The sequence below is a fragment of the Pseudoclavibacter sp. 8L genome, from assembly GCF_902506465.1.
Taxonomy (GTDB): Bacteria; Actinomycetota; Actinomycetes; order Actinomycetales; family Microbacteriaceae; genus Pseudoclavibacter.
The window spans coordinates 774,509-797,843 of the sequence record NZ_LR733186.1; the positions used below are offsets into that span (position 1 = coordinate 774,509).

25 protein-coding genes and 1 tRNA gene are annotated in these 23,335 nt (G+C 67.5%); 8 read left to right on the top strand and 18 right to left on the bottom strand.

The features are described from left to right. The first annotated feature begins 70 nt into the window (after positions 1 to 70). Genes xseA through GV007_RS10450 form a run of 4 tightly spaced genes read left to right on the top strand, consistent with a single transcriptional unit; the run spans position 71 to position 3,694 of the window. Positions 71 to 1,351 (top strand): exodeoxyribonuclease VII large subunit, encoded by a 1,281-nt coding sequence (xseA, locus tag GV007_RS10435; RefSeq protein ID WP_236558456.1) that lies wholly within the window; start codon positions 71 to 73, stop codon positions 1,349 to 1,351. After that, positions 1,348 to 1,584: an exodeoxyribonuclease VII small subunit gene (locus GV007_RS10440; protein WP_104241634.1), complete on the top strand. Its 237-nt coding sequence runs from the start codon at positions 1,348 to 1,350 to the stop codon at positions 1,582 to 1,584. The genes xseA and GV007_RS10440 overlap by 4 nt, the downstream gene beginning before the upstream one ends. Beyond that, positions 1,584 to 2,231 carry a DUF4245 family protein gene (locus GV007_RS10445; RefSeq protein ID WP_160072395.1) on the top strand — a complete coding sequence of 216 codons (648 nt, stop codon included), beginning with the start codon at positions 1,584 to 1,586 and terminating at the stop codon, positions 2,229 to 2,231. Before GV007_RS10440 ends, GV007_RS10445 begins: the two co-directional genes overlap by 1 nt. Positions 2,232 to 2,290: 59 nt before the next feature. Further along, on the top strand, positions 2,291 to 3,694 hold the full coding sequence (locus tag GV007_RS10450) for a class II fumarate hydratase (protein ID WP_442960377.1): 1,404 nt from the start codon (positions 2,291 to 2,293) through the stop codon (positions 3,692 to 3,694). A gap of 86 nt (positions 3,695 to 3,780) precedes the next feature. Here GV007_RS10450 and GV007_RS10455 read toward each other — a convergent pair whose 3' ends face one another. From GV007_RS10455 to GV007_RS10465, 3 genes are all read right to left on the bottom strand, one after another. Next, on the bottom strand, positions 3,781 to 4,407 hold the full coding sequence (locus tag GV007_RS10455; protein WP_160072397.1) for a prepilin peptidase: 627 nt from the start codon (positions 4,405 to 4,407) through the stop codon (positions 3,781 to 3,783). A gap of 105 nt (positions 4,408 to 4,512) precedes the next feature. Continuing rightward, positions 4,513 to 5,832 (bottom strand): PhoH family protein, encoded by a 1,320-nt coding sequence (locus GV007_RS10460; RefSeq protein ID WP_236558560.1) that lies wholly within the window; start codon positions 5,830 to 5,832, stop codon positions 4,513 to 4,515. A gap of 258 nt (positions 5,833 to 6,090) precedes the next feature. After that, entirely contained in the window at positions 6,091 to 6,867 is a 777-nt protein-coding gene (locus GV007_RS10465) for an isoprenyl transferase (protein WP_374953192.1), read from the bottom strand. Positions 6,868 to 6,937: 70 nt separating this feature from the next. Here GV007_RS10465 and trhA point away from each other — a divergent pair, with 70 nt between their 5' ends. Continuing rightward, complete coding sequence (gene trhA, locus GV007_RS10470) at positions 6,938 to 7,678, top strand: PAQR family membrane homeostasis protein TrhA (protein ID WP_236558459.1); 741 nt, start codon at positions 6,938 to 6,940, stop codon at positions 7,676 to 7,678. On the opposite strand, the gene GV007_RS10475 is transcribed toward trhA, so the two are convergent. Together GV007_RS10475 and mca are read right to left on the bottom strand one after the other, a co-directional pair. Beyond that, positions 7,675 to 8,028: a hypothetical protein gene (locus GV007_RS10475; protein ID WP_442960378.1), complete on the bottom strand. Its 354-nt coding sequence runs from the start codon at positions 8,026 to 8,028 to the stop codon at positions 7,675 to 7,677. The two genes, trhA and GV007_RS10475, sit on opposite strands and share 4 nt — an antisense overlap. Next, positions 8,025 to 8,906 carry a mycothiol conjugate amidase Mca gene (mca, locus tag GV007_RS10480; RefSeq protein ID WP_160072399.1) on the bottom strand — a complete coding sequence of 294 codons (882 nt, stop codon included), beginning with the start codon at positions 8,904 to 8,906 and terminating at the stop codon, positions 8,025 to 8,027. The genes GV007_RS10475 and mca overlap by 4 nt, the downstream gene beginning before the upstream one ends. A 109-nt stretch (positions 8,907 to 9,015) precedes the next feature. Here mca and GV007_RS10485 point away from each other — a divergent pair, with 109 nt between their 5' ends. Both GV007_RS10485 and greA read left to right on the top strand, forming a co-directional pair. Next, the gene (locus GV007_RS10485; RefSeq protein WP_160072401.1) at positions 9,016 to 9,456 is read left to right on the top strand and encodes a DUF4307 domain-containing protein; all 441 of its coding nucleotides are present in this window, start codon (positions 9,016 to 9,018) and stop codon (positions 9,454 to 9,456) included. A 67-nt stretch (positions 9,457 to 9,523) separates the two neighbouring features. Then, the gene (gene greA / locus GV007_RS10490) at positions 9,524 to 10,009 is read left to right on the top strand and encodes a transcription elongation factor GreA (protein ID WP_104241642.1); all 486 of its coding nucleotides are present in this window, start codon (positions 9,524 to 9,526) and stop codon (positions 10,007 to 10,009) included. A gap of 88 nt (positions 10,010 to 10,097) precedes the next feature. Here greA and ilvA read toward each other — a convergent pair whose 3' ends face one another. The 6 genes from ilvA to GV007_RS10520 form a co-directional block, all read right to left on the bottom strand. Beyond that, the gene (ilvA, locus tag GV007_RS10495; protein ID WP_160072403.1) at positions 10,098 to 11,345 is read right to left on the bottom strand and encodes a threonine ammonia-lyase; all 1,248 of its coding nucleotides are present in this window, start codon (positions 11,343 to 11,345) and stop codon (positions 10,098 to 10,100) included. Next, positions 11,342 to 12,574: an AI-2E family transporter gene (locus GV007_RS10500; protein ID WP_160072405.1), complete on the bottom strand. Its 1,233-nt coding sequence runs from the start codon at positions 12,572 to 12,574 to the stop codon at positions 11,342 to 11,344. The genes ilvA and GV007_RS10500 overlap by 4 nt, the downstream gene beginning before the upstream one ends. A 40-nt stretch (positions 12,575 to 12,614) precedes the next feature. After that, positions 12,615 to 13,184 carry a LemA family protein gene (locus GV007_RS10505; RefSeq protein ID WP_160072407.1) on the bottom strand — a complete coding sequence of 190 codons (570 nt, stop codon included), beginning with the start codon at positions 13,182 to 13,184 and terminating at the stop codon, positions 12,615 to 12,617. Positions 13,185 to 13,223: 39 nt separating this feature from the next. After that, complete coding sequence (gene lipA, locus GV007_RS10510; RefSeq protein ID WP_160072409.1) at positions 13,224 to 14,216, bottom strand: lipoyl synthase; 993 nt, start codon at positions 14,214 to 14,216, stop codon at positions 13,224 to 13,226. Then, positions 14,213 to 14,860, bottom strand: coding sequence for a lipoyl(octanoyl) transferase LipB (gene lipB / locus GV007_RS10515; protein ID WP_160072411.1), 648 nt, complete (start codon positions 14,858 to 14,860; stop codon positions 14,213 to 14,215). Before lipB ends, lipA begins: the two co-directional genes overlap by 4 nt. Positions 14,861 to 14,957: 97 nt before the next feature. Further along, the gene (locus GV007_RS10520) at positions 14,958 to 15,326 is read right to left on the bottom strand and encodes a hypothetical protein (RefSeq protein WP_104241648.1); all 369 of its coding nucleotides are present in this window, start codon (positions 15,324 to 15,326) and stop codon (positions 14,958 to 14,960) included. A gap of 495 nt (positions 15,327 to 15,821) precedes the next feature. Here GV007_RS10520 and GV007_RS10525 point away from each other — a divergent pair, with 495 nt between their 5' ends. After that, entirely contained in the window at positions 15,822 to 17,300 is a 1,479-nt protein-coding gene (locus GV007_RS10525) for an ATP-binding cassette domain-containing protein (protein ID WP_160072413.1), read from the top strand. 51 nt (positions 17,301 to 17,351) lie between these two features. On the opposite strand, the gene GV007_RS10530 is transcribed toward GV007_RS10525, so the two are convergent. The 7 genes from GV007_RS10530 to eno form a co-directional block, all read right to left on the bottom strand. After that, positions 17,352 to 18,167 carry a shikimate 5-dehydrogenase gene (locus tag GV007_RS10530; protein WP_160072415.1) on the bottom strand — a complete coding sequence of 272 codons (816 nt, stop codon included), beginning with the start codon at positions 18,165 to 18,167 and terminating at the stop codon, positions 17,352 to 17,354. A gap of 49 nt (positions 18,168 to 18,216) precedes the next feature. Further along, complete coding sequence (locus GV007_RS10535) at positions 18,217 to 18,789, bottom strand: GNAT family N-acetyltransferase (protein ID WP_160072417.1); 573 nt, start codon at positions 18,787 to 18,789, stop codon at positions 18,217 to 18,219. Positions 18,790 to 18,836: 47 nt separating this feature from the next. Continuing rightward, positions 18,837 to 18,914 (bottom strand) — tRNA-Leu (locus tag GV007_RS10540). Positions 18,915 to 18,966: 52 nt separating this feature from the next. Continuing rightward, on the bottom strand, positions 18,967 to 20,493 hold the full coding sequence (locus tag GV007_RS10545) for an FAD-dependent oxidoreductase (RefSeq protein ID WP_160072419.1): 1,527 nt from the start codon (positions 20,491 to 20,493) through the stop codon (positions 18,967 to 18,969). A 51-nt stretch (positions 20,494 to 20,544) separates the two neighbouring features. Further along, positions 20,545 to 21,075, bottom strand: a complete 531-nt coding sequence (locus tag GV007_RS10550; protein ID WP_228496610.1) for a DUF501 domain-containing protein — start codon at positions 21,073 to 21,075, stop codon at positions 20,545 to 20,547. 70 nt (positions 21,076 to 21,145) lie between these two features. Then, a complete protein-coding gene (locus tag GV007_RS10555; RefSeq protein WP_160072421.1) occupies positions 21,146 to 21,832 on the bottom strand; it encodes an FtsB family cell division protein in 687 nt (228 codons plus the stop codon). Between the two features lie 119 nt (positions 21,833 to 21,951). Then, positions 21,952 to 23,232, bottom strand: coding sequence for a phosphopyruvate hydratase (eno, locus tag GV007_RS10560; protein ID WP_104241653.1), 1,281 nt, complete (start codon positions 23,230 to 23,232; stop codon positions 21,952 to 21,954). Between the last annotated feature and the right edge of the window lie 103 nt (positions 23,233 to 23,335).

Sequence of the window (23,335 nt, forward strand, 5' to 3'; positions counted from 1 at the left end):
GATTCTCTGCGCCCAGCAGCACGCTCCCTCCGCGACCGCAGCGGGAGACATCAGATTCGAGAAGAGGCACGTGGTCGTCATCCAGCCCCCGAAGTCAACGCCGGATGCGCCGTGGCCCGTCAGCGTCGTCTCAGAGCTCGTCCGCGACTGGATCGCACGGCTCGGGTCGGTCTGGATCGAGGGAGAGCTGACCGGCTGGAGCATCCGCGGTGGGCACGCCTACGGGAAGATCAAGGACCTCGACGCGGACGCAACCCTGTCCGTGACCGCTTGGCGCAGTGTCGTGCAGCGCCTCGACGGCGAGTTCAAGCAGGGCGACCGCGTCATCGCCAGCATCAAGCCCGACTTCTGGGTCAAGGGCGGAACGCTGTCGATGCAGGTCTCTGACCTCCGGCACGTCGGGCTCGGCGACCTCCTCGAACGGCTCGAGCGACTCCGCAAGCAGCTGGCCGCAGAAGGCCTCTTCGCCGACGAACGCAAGAAGCCCCTCCCCTTCCTGCCGGGCACCGTCGGTCTCATCACAGGCCGCGAGTCCGACGCGGAGAAGGACGTGCGCCGCAACTCCGAGCTCCGCTGGCCAGCGGTGCAGTTCCGCACCATCCACACCCCCGTGCAGGGCGAGCGGACCGTTGCCGAGGTCTCGGCCGCGCTCCGCGAGCTCGACGCCGACCCCGAGGTCGACGTCATCATCGTCGCCCGAGGCGGCGGCGACTTCCAGCACCTGCTGCCGTTCAGCGACGAGAGCCTCGTGCGCCTCGTCGCGACGCTCTCCACGCCCGTCGTCAGCGCCATCGGCCACGAGGCCGACCGTCCGATCCTCGACGACGTCGCCGACCTGCGCGCCTCCACCCCGACAGACGCCGCCAAGCGCGTCGTACCGGACGTCGCAGAGGAGCTCGCCGGCGTCCAGCAGGCCAGAGCCCGCATCCTGCAGCGCATCGTCGACCGTGTGCGCAGCGAGTCCAACGCCCTCGAGTCGCTCGTCTCACGGCCAGCGCTCGCCAACCCATCGTGGATCATCGACCAGCGCGGCGAGGAGCTCATGCGCGCCTCCCAGCGCGGCGAAGAGCTCATCACTCGGCGAATCGACCGAGAGCACGACCGGCTCGAGTCGCTGGCGAGGCACCTGCGTGGCCTCTCGCCACAGGGCACGCTCGAGCGCGGGTACTCCATCGTCGAACGCGTCGACGGTGATGCGAAGTCACTCGTCACCGGATGGCAGGACGCACCCGCGTCGACCGAGCTCCGCATCCGCACGGCCGATGGCCGCATCTCAGCCTCGTCGCTCGGCGGCGAGGCCATCATCACACCAGGCGCCCCGGACGGCGCAACGGAGGCGAACGTAGAATGACCACCATGCAGGAACAGACCGACATCGCCGAGCTCAGCTACGAGCAGGCACGCGACGAGCTCATCTCGGTCGTGAGCCAGCTCGAGCAGGGCAGCGCCTCCCTCGAGGCGTCGCTCAAGCTCTGGGAGCGCGGCGAGCAGCTCGCCGCGCACTGCGAGTCCTGGCTCCTCGGCGCCAGGAAGCGCCTCGAGGCGGCACGTCGACGCGACGACGAAGCTCTGGACGAGGCCTGATGGCCAAGCAGAAGCAGCCACCGGTCGTCGCGGAGCTCGGACGACCGGAGACCCCGGAGGAGACGTTTGCGCGCAAGGCCGAGTCTTCGCGGCTGTACCGGAAGCGCAAGACGATCAACAACCTCGTCTACTCGCTCCTGGTGTCGCTCGGCCTCGTGCTGTTCATCGTGGCGATCGTGCCGCGCAATGACACTCCCGTGACCTTCGATGTCGATTTCGCGTCAGAGGCGCAGAGCGCGCAGGGCGACTTCGCCGCCCCGCTGGTCGTGCCTCAGGTTCCGGCGGACTGGACGGCGAACGAAGCCGAGATCCGCACGAGCGCCGACGGCGTCAGCGAGTGGTACATCGGCTTCCTGGTCGGGCCGCAGGGCGCCCCCACCGAGTACGTCGGGGTCAGCCAGGGCATCGGCGTCAACCCGACCTGGCTGCTGGACGCGACACGCGAGCGCACTCCGACGGGCACCGTGCAGGTCGGTGGCCTCGACTGGATCGAATACGACGCGACCGACCTCAGCCCGGAGGACGCAGGCAACCGGGCCTACATGCTCGTCCACGAGCAGGACGGCCAGGCCTACCTCGTCTATGGCAACAACTCCCCCGAGACGGTCACGAAGCTGGCAGAGCTGGTCGCGGCCGACCTCGGCTGAGGCCAGGACTCGATAGGCTGGCTCGGACAGAGATCGGCTACCTGGAAAGGTCACACAACGTGGTGGAAAATCAAGACGAGTACCGCATCGAGCACGACACGATGGGCGAGGTCCGCGTTCCCAAGAACGCCCTCTACGCCGCGCAGACGCAGCGCGCAGTCGAGAACTTCCCCATCTCCGGTGCAGGTCTCGAGCCGGGCCAGATCATCGCCCTCGCGCGCATCAAGCGCGCCGCCGCGATCGTGAACGCGAAGCTCGGAATCATCGAGCAGCCGGTGTCCGACGCGATCGTCGAGGCCGCTGAGCAGATCATCGGCGGCAAGCACCTCGACCAGTTCCCGGTCGACGTCTACCAGACCGGGTCCGGCACCTCCTCGAACATGAACATCAACGAGGTCCTCGCGACGCTCGCGACGCTCGGCCTCGGCGGCCCCGTCCACCCCAACGACCACGTCAACGCGTCGCAGTCGTCGAACGACGTCTTCCCGACCTCCGTGCACGTCGCCGTGACGGACGCACTCCTCAACAACCTCATCCCGGGGCTCACGCACCTCGCCGAGGCCCTGGATCGCAAGGCACAGCAGTGGGCATCCACCGTCAAGGCCGGGCGCACGCACCTCATGGACGCCACCCCGGTCACGCTGGGACAGGAGTTCGCGGGTTACGCCCGCCAGATCCGCCTCGGCATCGAGCGCGTGCAGTCCACCATCTCGCGCGTCGCAGAGGTCCCCCTCGGTGGCACCGCGACCGGCACCGGCATCAACACGCCGGCTGGCTTCTCGCAGCAGGTCATCGCCGAGCTCGCCGACAACGCGAAGCTCCCCCTCACCGAGGCCCTTGACCACTTCGAGGCTCAGGGCGCACGCGACGGCCTCGTCGAGGCCTCCGGCGCGCTGCGCACCATCGCCGTGAGCCTCATCAAGATCAACAACGACCTCCGCTGGATGGGCTCCGGCCCGAACACGGGACTCGGCGAGATCCAGATCCCCGACCTGCAGCCTGGCTCCTCGATCATGCCGGGCAAGGTGAACCCGGTCGTCCCGGAGGCCGTGCTCATGGTCGCCTCGCGCGTCATCGGCAACGATGCTGCCATCGTCTTCGGCGGAGCGTCCGGCTCGTTCGAGCTCAACGTGCAGATCCCGGTCATGGGAACCGCGCTCCTCGAGTCGATTCGCCTCCTCTCCAACGGCGTGCGTGTGCTCGCCGACAAGACCGTCGATGGCCTCGTCGCGAACGAGGAGCGTGCCCGCGCACTCGCCGAGTCGTCCCCCTCGATCGTGACCCCGCTCAACCGCATCATCGGGTACGAGGCGGCAGCCAAGATCGCGAAGTACTCGGTTGCCAACAAGGTCACGGTACGCCAGTCCGTCATCGACCTCGGCTACGTCGAGCGCGGCGACATCACGGAAGAGCAGCTCGACGAGAAGCTCGACGTGCTCAGCATGACCACGCCCAACCTGTAGGCGAAGAGCCGACAACAGAAGGCCCGCCGGGGCAACCCGGCGGGCCTTCTGCGTCCCCAGAGGCCCGCGCCTCGCGGGCCCGTGCATCACCCGAACGGCACGGCAAGCCAGACGACGGGAATCCAGTACCCGGCGAGCAGCGCCGGCCCGAAGGCGATGCTGCGACGGCGGTCTCGAGTCCGTGCCAGGACGATGACGCTCTGCACTCCCCCGATGAGGATCGCCAGCGCGCCAAGGAGTGCGGCGAGCGAGGGCTCGACGAGCGCCGCCGCCCAGCTGAGCACGGCTCCGAGCTTCACATCGCCCATGCCCAGGCCGCCGGTGAGTGCCAGGACGAGCAGGACGGCCCCTGCCGAGGCGCCGGTTGCGACGGCGAGGAGATCCGGAGTTCCGTGCAGCGCCCAGTCGGCGAGCCAGGCGACGAGGACCCCGAACGCCCCGAGCGCGACGAGGCGATTCGGCAGCCGGTGCTCGCGAGCATCCACCGCCACGAGTCGCGGAGTGACCGCTGCGACCGCGAGCGACGCCGGCAGGAGCTCCGGGTGCTGCGGGAGGGCCGAGGTCACGCCCACCACGAGCAGCGCCCCGACGCACAGCGCCTCCCCGACGCGCGACCACCGTGACCTCGGGACCGGACCCTGCGCGTCCGAAGCACTGCGCAGGGGATCCGGCCCCATCACAGTAAGGGGGTCGGCCTGCGCTCGTTCTGCCATGCCCGGACACTAGTCAGCTCTCGAGCCTCCCGCAGAAGTTCCCCACAGGCCAGGTCGACGAGGCCCGACTCGGTGCAGCGCAATCGAGCCGGACCCGCGTCCCCATCACACCTCGTAGTCTCCGAGCAGCTCCGTGACGAGCGCCGCGATGTCGCTGCGCTCGGACCGCGTGAGCGTCATGTGGGCGAAGAGCTTGTGCCCCTTCAACGTCTCGATGACCGATGCCACCCCATCGTGCCGGCCGACGCGCAGATTGTCCCGCTGCGCCACATCGTGGGTGAGCACCACGCGAGAGTTCTTGCCGATCCGAGAGAGCATCGTGAGCAGCACGTTCCGCTCGAGCGACTGCGCCTCGTCGACGATCACGAACGCATCGTGCAGCGAGCGGCCCCGGATGTGCGTCAGGGGCAGGATCTCGAGCATCCCACGGTCCATGACCTCGTCGATGACGTTCTCCGACACGATCGCCGACAGGGCGTCGTAGACCGCCTGGCCCCACGGGTTCATCTTCTCGCCCTGATCGCCGGGCAGGAAGCCGAGCTCCTGCCCGCCGACGGCGAAGAGCGGTCGGAAGACCATGATCTTCCGGTGCAGCCCGCGCTCGAGCACCGACTCGAGCCCTGCAGCCAGGGCGAGGGCACTCTTCCCAGTGCCCGCGCGGCCGCCGAGGGAGACGATGCCGATCGACGGATCGAGCAGCAGGTCGATGGCGAGCCGCTGCTCCGCAGACCGCCCGTGCACGCCGAACACATCCAGGTCTCCGCGGACGAGTCGGACGGCGCCCTTCCCCGACACGCGTCCGAGTGCTGATCCGCGGTCCGAGTGGATCACGAGGCTCGTGTTGATGGGCAGCTCGTCGACGGTGGCGGTCGTGACCGTCTCGTCCGTGTACAGCGTGTCCAGCTCGTCTGCGCCGAGGGAGATCTCGGCGACCCCCGTGTAACCGGTGTCGCGGGCCAGCTCGGCTCGGTACTCCTCAGCAGCCAGGCCGATCGCCGAGGCTTTCACGCGCATCGGGAGGTCCTTGGACACCACCGTCACGGCGAGGCCCTCACCAGCGAGGTTCTGCGCGACGGCCAGGATGCGCGTGTCGTTGTCTCCCAGCTGCATTCCGCTGGGGAGGACGCTCATGTTCGAGTGGTTGAGCTCGACGCGCAGCGTGCCGCCTGCCTCCCCGATGGCGATGGGGAAATCGAGGCGCTCATGCTTGATGCGCAGCTCGTCGAGGAACCTGAGCGCCTGGCGGGCGAAGTACCCGATCTCCGGGTCGTGGCGCTTCTTCTCCAGTTCCGTGATCACGACCACGGGGATGACGACCGCGTGTTCCGCGAAGCGGAAGAGGGCCCTCGGATCGCTGAGCAGCACCGACGTGTCGAGCACGTAGGTGCGGGTCGAGATGGACGAGTCGGGAACCGCGGCATGCACGGCGCCCCCTTCCTCGTTCTCGAGGTGGTCGGTGTTGCGCTGTGCGGGTATCACGGCAGTTCCGCTCCTTCGCCAAGCTCTCGCTCGTCGCTGGGTTACGTTCCGACCACAGGGGCACTCGGTAGGGGGAAACGAACTTCGGGAACCTGTGGCCGTTTCGATCAGGCACCGTACCTGATGGCATTAACGTACGACGGCGGGGACCACGCCACGCGCAGGTGAAAGTTAAATTTTGTGTCGTGTCTGGGAGCGTCGCGACTACTGGCCGTAGCGTCGCTGGCGGGACGCGAAGTCGCGCAGCGCGCGGAGGAAATCGACCTCGCGCAGGTCGGGTCCTAGGGCCTCGACGAAGTAGAACTCTGAGTGCGCAGACTGCCACAGCATGAAGTCGCTGAGCCGCTGCTCACCCGAGGTGCGGATGACAAGGTCGGGGTCCGGCTGGCCGCCCGTGTAGAGGTGCTCGGCGATGAGGTCAGGCGTGAGGATGTCGGCGAGAGCCGCGACGTCGCCACCATCTGCCGCGTGTGCGCGCACGATCCTGCGCATCGCGTCGACGATCTCGCTGCGGCCTCCGTACCCGACCGCGAGGTTCACGTGCATGCCTCGACGCTGCGCCGTGTCGCGTTGCAGACGCTCGAGCGTCGCCCCGAGTCCGGAAGGGAGGTGCTCGGGAGATCCGGCGTGGTGCACCCGCCAGCGCGCGTTGTCGGCGATCTGCATCGCGAGCTTCTCGATGATGTCGATGAGCGCGTCGAGCTCTTCGCTGCTGCGGTTCTTGAGGTTGTCGTTCGACAGGAGGTAGAGGGTCACGACCTGGACGCCTTCCCGGTCGCACCAGGCGAGGAACTCCATCATCTTGGCGGCCCCTGCTGCATGCCCCTGGGCCGCATCCCGCAACCCGAGCTGCCTGGCCCAACGCCGGTTGCCGTCGATGATCATCGCGACGTGCTTCGGCTTGGGACGACCGTGCAGAGATCGGCGCAGTCGCCTCGTGTACAGCCCGTACAGGAAGCTCCGCAGGCTCGTGGGAATCATCGACATGGTTCGAACAACGTACCGGACCACGGGTCAGATGCACGTGCACGGGGCCGCGTAGAGTGCGAGGGTGGCTTCAGAACATCACGCGGATTCGGAACTCGACTCGGGCCAGGAGCCCACCGTGCACTTGCCCCTGCTCGAAGCTGAATCAGGCGCGAGCGTCGCGGAGGCGAAGCCATCGTGGCGCGGTTGGGTGCACGCCGGCACGCTTCCCGTCTCGATCGCGGCGGGGATCGTGCTCATCGTGCTCGCCGAGGGCACGACCGCCAAGCTGGCCTGCGCGCTCTACGCGATCTGCTCCTGGCTGCTCTTCGGCATCTCCGCCCTCTACCACCGCTTCAACTGGAGCGAGAAGACTCGTGTCGCCCTCAAGCGGTTCGATCACGCGAACATCTTCCTGCTCATCTCTGGGACCTACGCGCCCATAGCGCTGGTCGCGCTGCCGCCGGAGAAGGGGTGGCCGCTGTTCGCGATCGTGTGGGGCGCAGCGCTGCTTGGCATCTGCTTCCGCGTGTTCTGGATCGGCGCCCCGCGGTGGCTGTACGTCGCCCTGTACATCGCGCTTGGCTGGGCTGCCGTCGCCTACCTCGGCGACATCGCCGCTGTGAACGTGGCCACTGTGGTGCTCATCGTCGTCGGCGGCCTGTTCTACACGGCTGGAGCCGTCTTCTACGCGCTCAAGCGCCCCAACCTCTGGCCGGGGCACTTCGGCTTCCACGAGCTCTTCCACGTGTTCACGGTGCTGGCGTTCCTCAGCCAGTGGACGGGCATCCTGCTGCTCTGCATCGACCCGCCGGTCTTCGCCTAGGGCTTGGCCGCCGGAGGTTCGTGGTCGGGTTCGCGACCCTCAGTCGCCGCCTGCCCCTCGGGGTCCTGGCCGAGCTGAGGGCTCTCGGTGCCCTCGGCCGCCGCACCCTCTTTCGCTGCCATCTCGGCCTGCAGCTGCTCGCGGATACGAGCCCTCGCCTGCACCCGGCTCGTGCGGCGGATGAGGTCCATCACCAGGAGGCCGGTCGCGACGGCGACGAAGATGAAGACGAAGAAGCCGAGCGGGCCCGGCGTCACGTCGTCCGGGTTGAAGGGCAGCTCCTCCCCTGGTGTCGGCGCCGTCGCCGCAAGCGACAGCACCCAGGACTGGGCGGAGGCGAGCAGCATCACTCGGAGGCCTCCGCAGCGCCCTGCTTGTCGTCGTTGCGTTCGTCGACGCCGGAGAACAGGTCAGTCTCTGGCGTCGGGGCATCCACTCGGGAGTCGACGAGCTCGAAGTCGTCGTACGGGTACGCCGCGGCCTCGATGTCGCGCGGAATCGCGAAGAACCCGCTGTCAGGTGCCACCTGGCTCGCATGCGAGCGGAGCGCCGAGTCGCGGGCGTCGAAGAACTCGTCGATCTGGATCTGCGTGGTCACGTTGCTCGGCTTGTCTCGCATCCAGGCGAGCATCTGCTCGAGGCGCTCGAGCAGCGGCGACTCCGGGTCGAGCGCCTTGATGTGCTGCAGGAGGCTGTCCGCACGCTTCCCGTTCATGGTGCGGTCGTAGTACAGCTTCGAGATGCGCCACGGCGAGCCGAGCTCAGGATGCGTCGCGAGGCCCGACTGCCTCCACACGCGCATCGAGATGTCGTGGGTGCGGATGTGGTCGGGATGCGGGTAGCCGCCGTTCTCGTCGTACGTGACGAGCACGTGCGGCCGGAACTCCCGGACCAGGCGCAGCAGTGGACGTGCGGAGATGTCGAGGGGGATGCTCGCGAAGGAGTTGAGCGGCAGCGATCCGTCCTCCGAGGCCATGCCGGAGTCGACGTACCCGAGCCAACGGTGCTCGACGCCGAGGAACTCCTGGGCGGCAGCCATCTCGACGCGCCGGAGTCCCGCCAGGTCGCGCTGGGCGTGCGAGACGGACTCGAGACCCGGGTTGAGGATGTCGCCGGCCTCGCCTCCGGTGCAGCTCACCACCATGACCTCGGCGCCCTTGGCACGGTACGCGGCGTATGTCGCGGCGCCCTTGCTGGACTCGTCGTCGGGATGGGCGTGGACCGCCATCAGTCGAAGTGTCACTGGTCTCCTCGTGGAACGTTAACCTAGACAGAGAGCCTATCTCGCGCGGCCCGCACTTTCTGGCCGCGCCCGCCCTCAGCCGAGAGGAATCCACGTGTCAGCTGAACGCGAGACCCGCGCCGACACCGCCGCCACGTCAGCTGACCTCGTCGACCGCTACGGCACACGCGCACCCCACTCGGAGAAGAAGCCGGAGCGCTGGATCTGGATGGTCGTCGGCATCTTCGTCATCGCCGTCGTCGCCTTCTGGGCGACGACCACGGTGGGCCCCGTCTCCTCCTCCGCGATCCGAGCCGACACCGTGCGCTTCTCCATCGTCGACGACGCGAATGTGAGCTTCGACTACCGAATCACCGCCCCTGCCGGAACCGAGGCGACCTGCGCGATCGAGATCCGCGACGAACAGCAGGCGGTCGTCGGCTGGGACATCGTCGACGTCCCGGCGACCGACGGGGCCTCGCAGGTCCTCAACGCGCAGGTGCGCACCACGAAGGCCGGGACAACGGCTTTGGTGAAGGAATGCTGGTTGCCGTAGAATGGCACCAGAGGCCCTGACTCGCGTCAGGGCTTTGGTCGTATCCGGCTGCACAAGGAGTTCCAGCATGGCTAACCCATCGGTGACCTGGCTCACCCAGGAGACGTATGACCGCCTCAAGGCGGAGCTCGACGAGCTCGCTGTGAACGGTCGCGAAGAGATCGCCAAGCGCATCGAAGAGGCGCGCGAAGACGGCGACCTCAAGGAGAACGCCGGCTACCACGCGGCGAAGGACGAGCAGGGCAAGATCGAGGCCCGCATCAACCAGCTCGAGACGATGCTGAAGAACTCCGAGGTCCGCGAAGCGCCAGAAGCATCCGGCATCGTCGAGACGGGCACCGTCGTGACGGCGAAGATCGGCGGCAAGGAGCAGAAGTTCCTCCTCGGCAGCCGCGAGATGGCTTCGCAGACCCAGTTGCGCGTCTACTCGGGCGAGAGCCCGCTCGGAGCCTCGATCCTTGGCCTCGCGATCGGCGCATCCACGAGCTACGAGGCGCCGAACGGCAACTCCATCGACGTCGAGATCACCGAGGTCGAGACCTTCCACCCGTAGCCGTCCGACGCGGCCACGCACTTGGACACACACGAAGAGGACCTCCCGAGGGAGGTCCTCTTCTCGTTCCTGCGAGGGTGCACGCAGCTCAGGGAAGCGGGGACGCGTCCCTGCTCGTCCGCGGCTGGTAGCCCAGCGCACGCAGAGCATCCATCACCTGGTGGGAGTGCTCGGTGCCTCGAGTCTCGACCGACACCTCGAGCTCGACGTGACTCACCTGCAGACCCTTGTTGTGGCGGGTGTGCAGCACCTCCACCACGTTCGCGTTCACCTCGCTGATGGTCTTCGCGATCAGCGCGAGCTGGCCGGGAACATCCTGCAGCTCGATGACGAGCTTCAGGTAGCGGTCCGAGGCGGCGAGGCCGCGGCTCAGCACCTTCTCGAGCATGAGCGGGTCGATGTTGCCGCCGGACAGGATGGCCACGGTGGTGCCCGCGTCCTTGATCTTGTCCGCGAGGATGGCCGCGACGGCGGTCGCACCGGCCGGCTCGGCGACGAGCTTGGCCCGCTCGACGAGGAGCAGGATGGCCCGCGAGATGTCGTCCTCCGAGACGGTGACGACCTCGTCGACGAGGTCGCGGACCACCTCGAAGGTGATGTCGCCTGGCATGTCGACGGCGATGCCGTCGGCGATGGTCGGGCGAGCCTGGATCTTCACGGGGTAGCCGGCCTCGAGCGAGACGGGGAACGGCGCCGAGTTGGCTGCCTGCACTCCGATGATGCGGATGGGGCGCCCGCGCTGCTCACCGAGGAGCTTCGCCGCGACGCTCACGCCCGAGATGAGCCCGCCGCCGCCGATGGGCACGATGATCGTGTCGACGTCGGGCGCCTGCTCGAGGATGTCGAGCGCGAGGGTGGCCTGGCCCGTGATGATGTCCGCGTGGTCGTACGGGTGGATGAACTCGGCCCCGGTATCGACGGCGAACTGCTTGGCCGCGACCAGCGCATCCGCCACGTTGACGCCGGTCAGGACGACCTCAGCACCGTAGCCGCGGGTCGCCTGCAGCTTCGGCAGCGGAACGCCGACCGGCATGAAGATCGTCGCCTTGATGCCGAGCTCGCGCGCCGCGAAGGCGACGCCCTGCGCGTGGTTGCCGGCCGAGGCGGCCACGACTCCACGCGAGCGCTGCTCCTCGCTCAGCCGCGAGAGGCGGTACGTCGCCCCGCGGATCTTGTACGAGCCCGTGCGCTGCATGTTCTCGCACTTGAGGAGCACAGGAGAGCCGAGCTTCTCGGACAGGAACCGGGCCGAGTCGATGGGGGTCTGGGAGATGACCTGCCGCACGATTTCACGTGCGGCGACGATCTGTTCCAGCGTGATGGTGGGAGCGGTCATACCGTGCTTGCCTTCTTCTCGCGCTTGGCCTTCTCGCGCTTGGATACGGGGGTTTGCGTGATCTTCGTCGGGTCTGGGTCATCGCGCCAAGTGCCACGCGAGATGAACTGGACCATGACCTTGCCTGCAGCGACAAGGGGGACGGCGAAGACGGCGCCGGCGATTCCGCCGAAGATGGTTCCTGCGCTCACCGACAGCAGCACTGCGAGCGGATGCAATTTCACGGCGCTGCCCATGATGAGCGGCTGCAGGATGTGCGACTCGATCTGCATGACCGCGACGACGACGATGAGCATGATGAGCGCATTGAGGAAGCCGTTGTAGGCCAGCGCCACGGCGACGGCGATCGTGCCGGCCGAGATTGCGCCGATGTAGGGGACGAACGACGCGAGGAAGACGATCACGCCGATCGGCAGCGCGAACGGCACCTGCAGGATGACGGCACCGAGGTAGATGCCGACGGCGTCGATGAGCGCGACGAGCACCTGTACGCGCACGTAGTGGCCGACCGAGATCCAGCCCCGCTGGCCAGCCCCGTCGATGGCGGCGCGCGCCTTCTTGGGGAAGATCGACACGATGAAGAGCCAGATGCTGCGGCCGTCGAGGAGATAGAAGATCAGGGCGAAGGCGGTGACGAGCGTGCCGGCGAGGAAGGCGACGACGTTGGAGCCGACCGAGACCGCCTGAGACGCGATGGAGTTCACGTTCGACTGCACCCAGCCGACGATCTCACTGAGCCCCGCGTCGACCTGCTCCTCGGTGACATGCAGCGGGGAGTCCCTGAGGAACTGCAGCGCCAGCTGGTACTGGGCCTCGAGCTTGCCCAGGTCGAGGTTGAAGCCCTGCGCGAACTGGCTGACGACCAGGCTGATCAGCGTTCCGATCGCGAGCAGCAGGACGATGAGCGACAGGATGAGCGCCGCCCACCTGGGGAGGCCGACACCCACGAGCCACTTCATGAGCGGTGCGAGCAGCGACGCCAGGAGCGCGGCCACGAGCAGGGGTATGACGAGGATCGAGGCCTGTGCGACGAGCCACCCGAGGGGAATCAAGGCAAGCAGGATCGCCACGGTGCGCCAGGCCCAGGCCGCGCCGATGCGCAGCCCGCGGGGCACGAGCTCGTCCTCGCTCTCGTTGCGGAGCGCTGGCGTGGGGTTCTGCGCCAGGGTGGAGCCGGTTCTCGTCGATGCAGCCTTGTCGGCAGGCTCGTCGAGGTCGCGTTCGGTCATAGGCTCAATACTAGGAGCGCCCGCGGACGCTGCGATGCCACTAGAACTGCACCCGAGGGGGCTGCGAGATGGCAGCTCGATCGGCGACCTCGAAGAAGGTCCGCTGCTCGAAGTGGAGCGGCCCCGCGACGAGGTTGTTCGGGAACACCTTCACCTTGGTGTTGTATTCGCGCACTCCCCCGTTGTAGAAGCGACGCGACGCCTGGATGCGGTTCTCCACGTCGACGAGGTCTGACTGCAGCTGCAAGAACTCACGGCTGGACTGGAGCTGCGGGTACGCCTCTGCTGCGGCGAACACACCGCGGAGCGAGCCCTGCACCAGGTTCTCGGCGGCGCTCACCTCTTCGGGTGTCGTCGCGCGAGAACTCGCAGCGCGAGCCTCCTCGAACGCCGCGAAGACCTTGTCCTCGTGCGTCGCGAGACCCCGCACTCGAGTCTCGAGCTGCGGGAGCAGCTCCTCTCGGGCCGCCAGCTGCGTCGTGATGTCGCTCCAAGCTCCGTCGACGCGGGCGCTCAGGCGCTTCAGCGAGCGATTGGTGACGACGACGTAGACGACTACGGCGATGACGATGAGGAGCACGGCTCCGACGGCGATCCAGACTTCGAGCATGCCGGAATGGTAACCCGCTTCGACTGCGAGACGGCGGGGTCAGCCCACCGCCTGAGCGAATTCGCTGGATGCAGAGTCCGCGAGGTGCTGAAGATGCTGCGGGATGGGCATCCCGCGGCGTCGAGCAGCTTGCGCCCAGAGTCGACCGGCGCGGTAAGAGGAGCGGACGAGCGGGCCGGCGAGCACCCCGAGGAAGCCGATCTCCCCAGCCACGGCCTTGAGCGCGATGAACTCCTGCGGCTTGACCCACCGCGCCACGGGTAGATGCCTCGGGCTCGGCCGGAGGTACTGCGTGAGCGTGATGATGTCGCAGCCAGCCTCGTGGAGGTCGACGAGCGCCTGCTCGATCTCGTCGCGCTCCTCCCCCATGCCGAGGATCAGGTTGGACTTCGTGACGAGACCCGCGGCCCTGGCCTGCGTGATGACGTCGAGCGAGCGCTCGTATCTGAAGGCGGGGCGGATGCGCTTGAAGATGCGGGGAACGGTCTCGACGTTGTGCGCGAAGACCTCGGGCCTCGAGGAGAAGACCTCTCCGAGAAGCGCAGGGTTGCCGGAGAAGTCCGTCGCGAGGATCTCGACCCCGGTCCCCGGGTTCTCGGCGTGGATGCGCCGGACCGTCTCCGCGTGCAGCCAGGCGCCCTCGTCCGGCAGGTCATCACGGGCGACTCCGGTCACGGTCGCGTAGCGCAGCCCCATGGTCGTGACGGACTCCGCTACCCGGCGCGGCTCGTCGGTGTCGTAGTCGGCAGGTTTGCCCGTATCGATCTGGCAGAAGTCGCAGCGACGCGTGCACTGCGAGCCGCCGATGAGGAACGTGGCCTCCCTGTCCTCCCAGCATTCGTAGATGTTCGGGCAGCCCGCCTCCTGGCAGACGGTGTGCAGGCCGCCCGCCTTGACGAGCTCCGAGACCTGCCGGAACTCCGGCCCCATCTTCGCTCTCGTCTTGATCCACTCCGGCTTGCGCTCGATGGGGGTCTGCGCGTTCCGTGCCTCGACGCGAAGCAGTTTGCGGCCCTCGGGCTTGATCGTCACGCCGCGACTCCCGCTTCGACATCCAGGTGAGCGGCGAGCAGTTCAGCTGCTCTCGGAGCGACCCCGGCGGGAGTGATCGGCCGTCCGAGCTCCGCACTCAGGGACGTGACTCCGGCGTCGGCGATGCCGCACGGCACGATGCGGCCGAAGGGCTCGAGGGAGTTGGAGCAGTTGAGCGCGAAGCCGTGCATCGTGCAGCCTTCGACGACGCGGACCCCGATCGCGGCGACTTTGCGAGCACCGTGGTCGTCATCGACCCACACGCCGGAACGGCCGGCGACCTGCACGCCGTCGACGCCGAACTCGGCGATGAGCTCGATGAGGGCCGCCTCGAGGCGGCGGACGTGTGCGACGACGTCGATGGGCTCTGGCAGCTTGACGATCGGATAGCCGACGAGCTGGCCGGGCCCATGCCAGGTCAGCCGCCCTCCGCGGTCGACCTCGACGACGGGCGTGCCGTCGCTGGGCCGTTCGCTCCGCCTCGTGAGGCGCCCCGCCGTGTACACGCTCGGGTGTTCGAGGAGGACAAGCGCGTCGCCCCGGTCTCCTCGAACGCGCTCGGCGTGCAGCCGCCGCTGGAGCGCGAGGGCCTCCGCGTAGTCGACCGTGGTGGGCTCGAATCCCGGCGTCAGCACATGCATCATGACGACAGTGTTGCATATTCTGTACGAAGTACAACAACTACTCGCCGGCACGAGGGGCGCCGTCCTGGCCGCCCCTCCCCGGCTCGATGGGCGCCGGTCAGACCGCGATCTGCGCAGCCACCACCTTCAGCTTGTGGCGAGCCAGCGCCAGGTTGGCGCTCGTCCGATTGAGCACGAGGTAGATGAACAAACCGCTCGACCCCTGCGAGTTGAGGACGTTGATGAGGTGGTACTGCGAACTCAGCGTGATCAGGATGTCGTCGATCTCATCGGCGATGCCGAGCTCGGACATCGTGCTGAGCTTCGCGCGCACGACGTTGGCGTTACCCGCGGCGGCGATGCCGAGGTCGAACGACGGATTGCCGCCCTGCGCCAGCGCCATGCCGCTCGCGTAGTCGACGATCGCAGCCCCCGTCGCGCCTTCGATGCTCAGCAGCTGGTTGATGGCCTCATCGAGTGAACTCATGTCTTGTCTCCCCTTGTCCTTGTGTCGCCGCCTCACCGACCCCGGAACCTGCAGCTCAGATGCAGTCCTGCATCATCGTCCAGTTCGAAGTGAATGAGGCATCCGAATCCCCATGCCGACCAGAGCACCATCCGCGACCGGACCACCGCACGCGAGCAGTTCTGCTCGCTCACGAAGCGGTCGCCTGCCACGTCGGCCGTTGTCCACGCGGCAGGAAAGCACCTCTCCCTCATCCGATCGATCGGTGAGGAGAGTGTCTGCGCGTACACATCAGCCGCGATGATGAACGCATCGGCATCGACTGCAGGTAGCAGCCGACACGACAGTAGCGCACACCCGAGGAAGACAATGGACACGAATAGCGCCGATCTCGTATAGGTTCGAGTCGTCTGAGTTCGCGGATCTCCGTGAGGGGGCAGACACGCGGAGCTGCTTCGATCTCAGAATCGGGCTTCGCACATCTATCGAGGGGGAACGATGGAAACTCTTGTGCGCATGAGCGGCGCAACGACTTCGTACGGCAGCCGGCAAGTACTCCGGGCGGTCGACCTCACCCTCTATCGGGGGCAGATCGTCGGACTCATCGGCGTCAACGGCGCAGGCAAGAGCACGCTCGTGAGCACGCTCATCGGACGCCAGCAGCTCGAATCCGGAACCATGATTCTCGGTGAGGAGCCCTACGCCCCGGCCTCACCCGAGGAGGCGCAGGCCTGCGGCGTGGGAGTGATCACCCAGAACGCGGAACCACCGAGGGGGTTGACGGTCGCGCAGGCGCTCTTCCGCAACACCTATCGAGCCGATGAGTCGCACGAGGCGGTTCTCGAACGCGCACAAGAGCTCGTCGAGCAGACCAGCACCCAGCTCGATCCTCACGCGATGGTCGATGAGCTCGACCGGGGGCGTCGCGCGCTCGTCGAGGTCGTTCGCATGCTCGCCGAGGAGGCGCAGCTCGTCGTCATCGATGAGGTGGCCGTCACGCTCGCCGACCACGAGATCGCGCTCCTGCACCGAGTGCTGCGGCAGCTCGCCTCGCAGGGCCGAAGCATCCTGTACATCACGCACCGCATGGACGAGGTGCAGTCGATCGTCGACCGCGTCCTCCTGCTCCGTGACGGCACGATAGCCGTCGACACCCCCATCGGCGGGCTCGGCGCCGAAGAGCTCACGGTCATGCTCGTCGGCGAGGTGCCAGACGCGGAAGCGAGCCTCGCGAGCTCCGGGGAGGATGCGCACCGTGCAGCGTTCGCTGCATTCGGCGTCGGTGACGGCCGCCTCCTGCACGGCGTCGATCTCCACGTGCGCCCGGGCGAGGTCGTTGGCGTCACGGGGACGCACGACTCGGGTGTGCGTCAGCTCATCGAGATCCTCGGCGGAGCGACCCGGCAGCAGCAGGGCCACGTGGAGCTGTTCGGAGAGCCTGTCGACCTGGCAGAGGCAGGCGTCGCCGAAGCACACGGCGTGAGCTTCCTCCCGGACGCAGTGCCGGCGTTCGACGCCGATCGGAGCCTCCTCCACGGCGTCGGTGCGACGGATGCGACCATCGGCGCGGAGATCTCACGGGCGAGGAAGATGATCGACCTCGTGCACCGACTGCGCATCAGCACCGCGAGCATCCACACCGCGCTCGCCGAGCTCTCCGGCGGAGACCAGCAGAAGGCCGAGTTCATCCGTGCCGTCGAGCGCGGCGGCACGGTGCTCGTGCTCGCTCACCCGACGCAGGGCGTCGATGTCGGCGCGCGTCGTGCCGTCTTCACCTTCCTCCACAGCCTCGCCCAGACCGGCACGGCGGTCGTGTTCCTGGGCACGGATCTCACCGAGCTGCTCAAGTGGAGCCACCGCGTCGTGGTCCTCGCCAATGGCAGGACCGCGCTCGAGGGACGCTCCGAGCTGCTCGACGAGGACATGATCGTGCATGCGATGCTCGGCGCCCAACGCGCAGAACATGTCGGACGCCGAGCAGTCACGACCACGTAGCGGGTCGAGGCCCGCCACTGAGACCGCGGTACTCCGGTGACGTCGAGCGGCCTAGAGCTCGCGAGAGAAAGCGGCCGCGCGCTCGACCTGCTCGGCGGTGATGTTCTCCCCCGTGTACTTCTCGAACTGCCGAGCCGCTTGCAGGGCGGCAACAGCGGCGCCGGTGACCACGGGAACACCCTGCGCTCGTGCGAGCCTGATGAGTGGGGTCTCCGCCGGGAAGGCGACGACGTCGAACACGAGTGCAGCGGCGGCCACCTGCTCCTCGCTGAATGACAGCGCGGCCTCGTCTTCCCCGGTCATGCCCAGGGGTGTGACGTTGACCAGCACGAAGGCACCTGGCTCGGGGTCGACGTCCTGCCACCAGTACCCGTACTTCTCAGCGAGGGCGCTGCCAGCGATCTCGTTGCGGGCGACGACGGTGAGGTCGCCGAAGCCGGCGTCTCTGAACGCCGCGACGACCGCCTTCGCCATGCCACCGGCGCCGCGCACGACAACCGGCAGCGACGAGCTGATGTCGTGTTCCGCGATGAGCTCGGCGATGGCCTCGTAGTCGGTGTTCGACGCGACAAGTCGACCGCCGTCATTCACGATCGTGTTGACCGACTCGATAGCCAGCGCGGAAGGGTCGAGCTCGTCGACGAGCGCGATAACGGCTTCCTTGAACGGCATCGAGACCGAGCATCCGCGGATGCCGAGCGACCTGACACCGCGGATCGCCCCCTCGATGTCGTCCGTCGTGAAGGCCTTGTAGATGAAGTTGAGACCGAGCTCCTCGTAGAGGTAGTTGTGGAACCGCGTCCCCAGGTTCGACGGCCGCGCAGCGAGCGAGATGCAGAGGGTCATGTCCTTGTTGAGAATCGGCATACCGCCAGTATCGCGGGTGAGAGCCGAGTGCGCCCCAGCAGCTGCGACATCAACGCAGGTCGAGTCGCATGAGCACCCGAGGGAAGCCGTTCAGCACCGAGTCGGTCTCAGCTGCCTGCTCGAAGCCCGCCCTCTCGAACAGGCCGCGTGTGCCGACGTACGCCATCGTGAGGTCCACCTTCTCGCCCCTGTTGTCGACGGGGTAGGCCTCGACGACGGGGGCATCGTGGTCTCTGGCGAGCTGTACGGCGCCTTCGACGAGCTGGTGGGAGATGCCTCGGCCCCGGTAGCCGGGACGAACGCGAACACACCACAGCGACCAGACGGGCAGGTCGTCGAGGTGAGGGATGCGGCGGTTGCGTGCGAAGCTCGTCTCGCTCCGCGGATGCACTGCGGCCCAGCCGACAACCTCGTCGCCCTCGTAGGCGAGCACGCCAGGCGGCGTCTTCTGCCGCAGGAGGCGCTTGACTCGCTCGCCGCGCTCCGGGCCCACGAGTGACAGGTTCTCCTTCGAGGGGATGCGGTAGCTCAGGCACCAGCACACGTTGGCATCCGGCCGCTTGGGTCCGACCATCGTCTGCACGTCAGCGAATCGCTTCGCTGCTCGAACCTCGATCACCATGGCGGCATGGTGCCACGCGAAGCTCGACGCGAGCCGGAGTGGTCTCTTGGTGCCCCACCAGGGACTCGAACCCTGACCTGGAAAGATTTTAAGTCTTCTGCCTCTGCCAATTGGGCTAGTGGGGCGTACACGTCGGGGCCGCCGCATCCGAAGATGTGACGGCCCCGACGAGGTCAGCTACTTGCTGTCGCCAGCAGGCGCCTTGGCCGAGCGCGCAGCCGGCTTCGGAGCAGCCGATCCCGCTTCAGCGGCGACCTTCTCGGTCACCGTCTTGCCGCTGGTGTCAGCCGCAGGCTTCTCGGTCGAGGCGGCAGCCTTGTCGCCACCGTGCTCGCTCGACGCGGGGAGCTTCTTCGGAGCATCCGCCTTGGCCTCGGGGGCTGCGGGGCGGGGACGCGAAGCGAAGCGCTCGAAACCGGCGCGAGGCGTCTCGCGGGCGCTGAGCGAGACGAAGTCGCGGCCGAGCACGAAGTTGTTGATCCAGCCCGTGAGCACGCGGATCTTGCGCTCGACAGTCGGGATCGCCAGGTCGTGGTAGCCACGGTGAGCCAGCCAGGCCAGCACGCCGGTCAGGGCGAAGGTGCCCGACTGGAATGCGCCCACGCCGATGCCGAGACCGGCAACCGCGCCCATGTTCTCGTGGTAGTAGTCCTTCGGCGTTCCGCCGCGGAGCGTCGCCACGAGGTTGGAGGCCATGAGCTTGCCCTGACGGACCGCGTGCTGGGCGTTCGGCACGCAGAAGCCGCCGACTCCACCACCGGAGAGGTCGGGGACCGCCGAGACGTCGCCGGCTGCCCAGGCGTCCTGGACAATGCCGTTGTCGCCCTCGACGCGGAGGTCGGCGCGTGCCCGGAGGCGTCCGCGCTCGTCGACCGGGAGGTCGCTGTTGCTCTTGATGATCGGAGCTGCCATGACGCCGGCAGTCCAGACGATGACATCGGTGGGGAACTTGTCGCCAGCCGAGGTCTCGACGACGCCGTCGAGTGCAGAGGTGACCTGCGTGTTGAGGTGCACCGTCGCGCCGCGCTCTGCAAGGTTCTTGATGACCCACAGTGCGGTGTCTTCCGACACCTCGGGCATGATGCGCCCGGCAGCCTCGATGAGGTGGAAGTGCACGTCGTCGAACTGCAGCGACGGGTAGTCCTCGAGCAGCGCGGTCGCGAGCGAGCGCATCTCGGCGAACGACTCGATGCCGGCGAAACCACCGCCGACGACGACGAACGTGAGGAGGCGCGTGCGCTCCGGGCCCGGGGCCATGGTCGACGCCTTGTTGAAGTTGTCGATCATCGTGTCGCGGATCCACGTGGCCTCTTCGACCGTCTTCACGCCGATGGCGTTGTCGGCGATGCCGGGGATCGGGAAGGTGCGCGAGACGGCGCCGGCGGTGACCACGATGATGTCGTAGTTGACCGTGTACGGCTCGCCGATCTGCGGCGTGATGGTCGCCGTCTTCGTGGCGTGGTCGATGTTCGTGACCTCAGCCGTGATGACGCGCGAGCGCTTGAGGTGGCGACGCAGCGAGACGACTGCGTGACGCGGCTCGATGTTGCCGCTGATGACCTCTGGGAGGAATGGCTGGTACGTCATGTACGGCAGCGGATCGACGACTGTGACCTGGGCTTCGCCCGGGTTCAGCTGCTTCTCGAGCTGCCACGCCGTGTAGAAGCCGGCGTAGCCTCCGCCAACGATGAGAATCTTAGTCACGTACTTGTACTCCCTGCATGCGATGGTTGGGCGAGGAAAACCTTGTCAAGTCTACTCCTGCGCGTCACGGGCGAGTGCATCGCCCGGGTTCGCGCACACGCAGCGCTTCGGAGACCAGGTGGACAGCTCGAGCGCCCAGTCTCCGACGGGGTTCACTCCGGGCCCCGCGACCAGCGAATGGGCGGCCAGGGCGTGGAGGCACTTCACGCGCGTGGGCATTCCGCCGGCGGTGACACCGGCGATCTCCTCGACGACCTCGAGCGACTCGCGTTCGGCGAGGTAGCGCTCGTGCGCGGCCAGGTAGGCGGCACGGAACTCCTCGTCGTCGCTGAGCCGCTGCTGCATCTCCGGCATGATCTGCTCCGCCTCGATCTGCGACATCGCGATGGTCGCGGCGGGATGAGACAGGTAGTAGAGCGTGGGGAACGGCGTGCCGTCTGGCAGCCGTGGGCGCGTGACGACGACCGTCGGGTTGCCGCAGACGCACCGGGCGCCGATCCCGACGACACCCCGCATGGGGCGGCCGAGCTGCTCCCCCATGACCTCGAGGTCGCGTTCGCTGGCTACTGAGTACTCGAGCATTGGTCGCCTTCGGTTCTGCGGGCGGATGCGCTGGAGTGACGATCCGCGGGGTTCGATGTGCTTCGTGGTGCTAGTCGCCCGGGGTGGGCGCGGGTGCCGGCGCGGTGCCGGCGGTCACCATCGACTCGACGAAGCTGTCGAGCCAGCTGGCCTGCGTCTCGTGGAGCTCGGTGCTGATGTTGCTCTGCTGCTGCTTGTTGGTGACGGGAGGGTCGAGCACAAGGTAGCTCGTGTCGCCGGGCATGACGAATAGGAGACGCCCTCGGGCCTGCGACTGGATGTACGCGGGGTCGCTCCACCTGTCGCGTTCCGTGGCGATCTCATCCACGCTCTGCTGCGTCTCGACGAGCTCGGCCTGCAGCTGGGCGACATACTGCCGTTGCGCGATGTAGCGCTGCGCGGTCGGTGCCAGCACCGCGATACCGAGGATCACGACGAGTGCCACGAGCACGGTCGCGCCGTTCGGGCGCACGGTCGGAATGCGGCGGCGCTTCGACGGCCCGCTCGACGACTGCTTGCGAGGTGACGAGGACGACGGCTTGGAGCGGGGCTTCGATTTCGAGGGTGCGGACTTCGAGGGTGTGGACTTCGAAGAGCCCTTCGCCGCCCCCTTGGCTGGGGTGCCGCCCTTCGGCTTCACGTTCCCGTTCGACTTCGCGCTCGAGTTCGCATTCGGCCTCGACGGAGCGCGCGGAGTGGCTTTCGACTCGGCTCCCCCGCTCCGACTCGAGCTCGACTTTCCCGTCGACTTCGCCATGCGCATCCCCCTCCCGTGTCGGCTTCCCATCATGCCGAACGGGCCGGGGACTTGCCCCGACCCGTTCGTGTGTCGCGCCGATCAGCGCGACGGTAAGCCGCGCCGACCGGCCCGGACCCCTATGCCTTGTGGCGGGGGAAGGCGCTGCGGCCTGCGTAGACGGCTGCGTCGCCGAGCTCTTCCTCGATGCGGAGGAGCTCGTTGTACTTGGCGACGCGGTCGGTGCGGGCAGGCGCACCGGTCTTGATCTGGCCGGAGTTCGTGGCGACCGCGAGGTGCGCGATCGTCGCATCCTCGGTCTCGCCCGAACGGTGCGACAGGATTGCCGTGTAGCCGGCGCGCTGCGCGAGCGAGACAGCGTCGAGCGTCTCGGTGAGCGTGCCGATCTGGTTGACCTTCACGAGGAGCGAGTTCGCTGCGCCCTCCGTGATGCCGCGCTGGAGGCGCTCCGGGTTGGTGACGAACAGGTCGTCGCCGACGATCTGCACCTTGGCGCCGATGGCGGCCGTGAGAGCCTGGTAGCCAGACCAGTCGTCCTCGTCCAGCGGGTCCTCGATCGTGACGATCGGGTAGTCGGCGACGAGCTTCTCGTAGAAGGACGTCATCTCCTCAGCCGAGACCTCAGCACCCTCGAAGTGGTACTTGCCGTCCTTGAAGAACTCGCTCGAGGCGACATCCATGCCGAGCACGATGTCGGTGCCGAGCTCGTACTTCGTCGCGCCGATGGCCTCGACGATGAGGTCGAGTGCCGCACGCGTGTTGGGCAGGTCGGGGGCGAAGCCGCCCTCGTCGCCGAGGCCCGTCGCGTAGCCCTTGGAGTGCAGGGTCTTCTTGAGCTGGTGGTACACCTCGGTGCCCCAGCGAAGCGCCTCGCTGAAGGTCTCTGCACCGATGGGGAGGATCATGAACTCCTGCACGTCGATGCCGTTGTCAGCGTGCGCGCCACCGTTGATGATGTTCATCATCGGCACGGGGAGCACGTGAGCGTTGGGGCCGCCGACGTAGCGGAAGAGCGGGAGGCCAGCCGAGTCGGCTGCTGCCTTCGCGACTGCGAGGCTCACACCGAGGATGGCGTTCGCGCCGAGGCGCTTCTTGTTGGGGGTGCCGTCGAGCTCCTTGAGCTCCTCGTCGACGAGACGCTGGTCGCTGGCGTCGAAGAACTCGATGGCGGGGTCGATCTCGTCGATGACGGCCTCGACGGCCTTCTGGACGCCCTTGCCGAGGTAGCGGTCGGCGTCGCCGTCGCGCAGCTCGAAGGCTTCGAAGGCGCCGGTGGATGCGCCGGACGGCACAGCCGCGCGGCCGGTCGATCCGTCATCGAGCAGAACCTCGACCTCGACGGTTGGGTTGCCTCGGGAATCGAGGATCTCGCGGGCGTGGACGACGTCAATAAGGGCCACAGGATGCTCCTTGCGAATCAGTAGCGTACGGACCGCCAGAGACGCGGTCCTTCGTCAGTGTATCGGGGTCGGCGGAACGTGAGGAGGGAGCGGACGCGCTGAC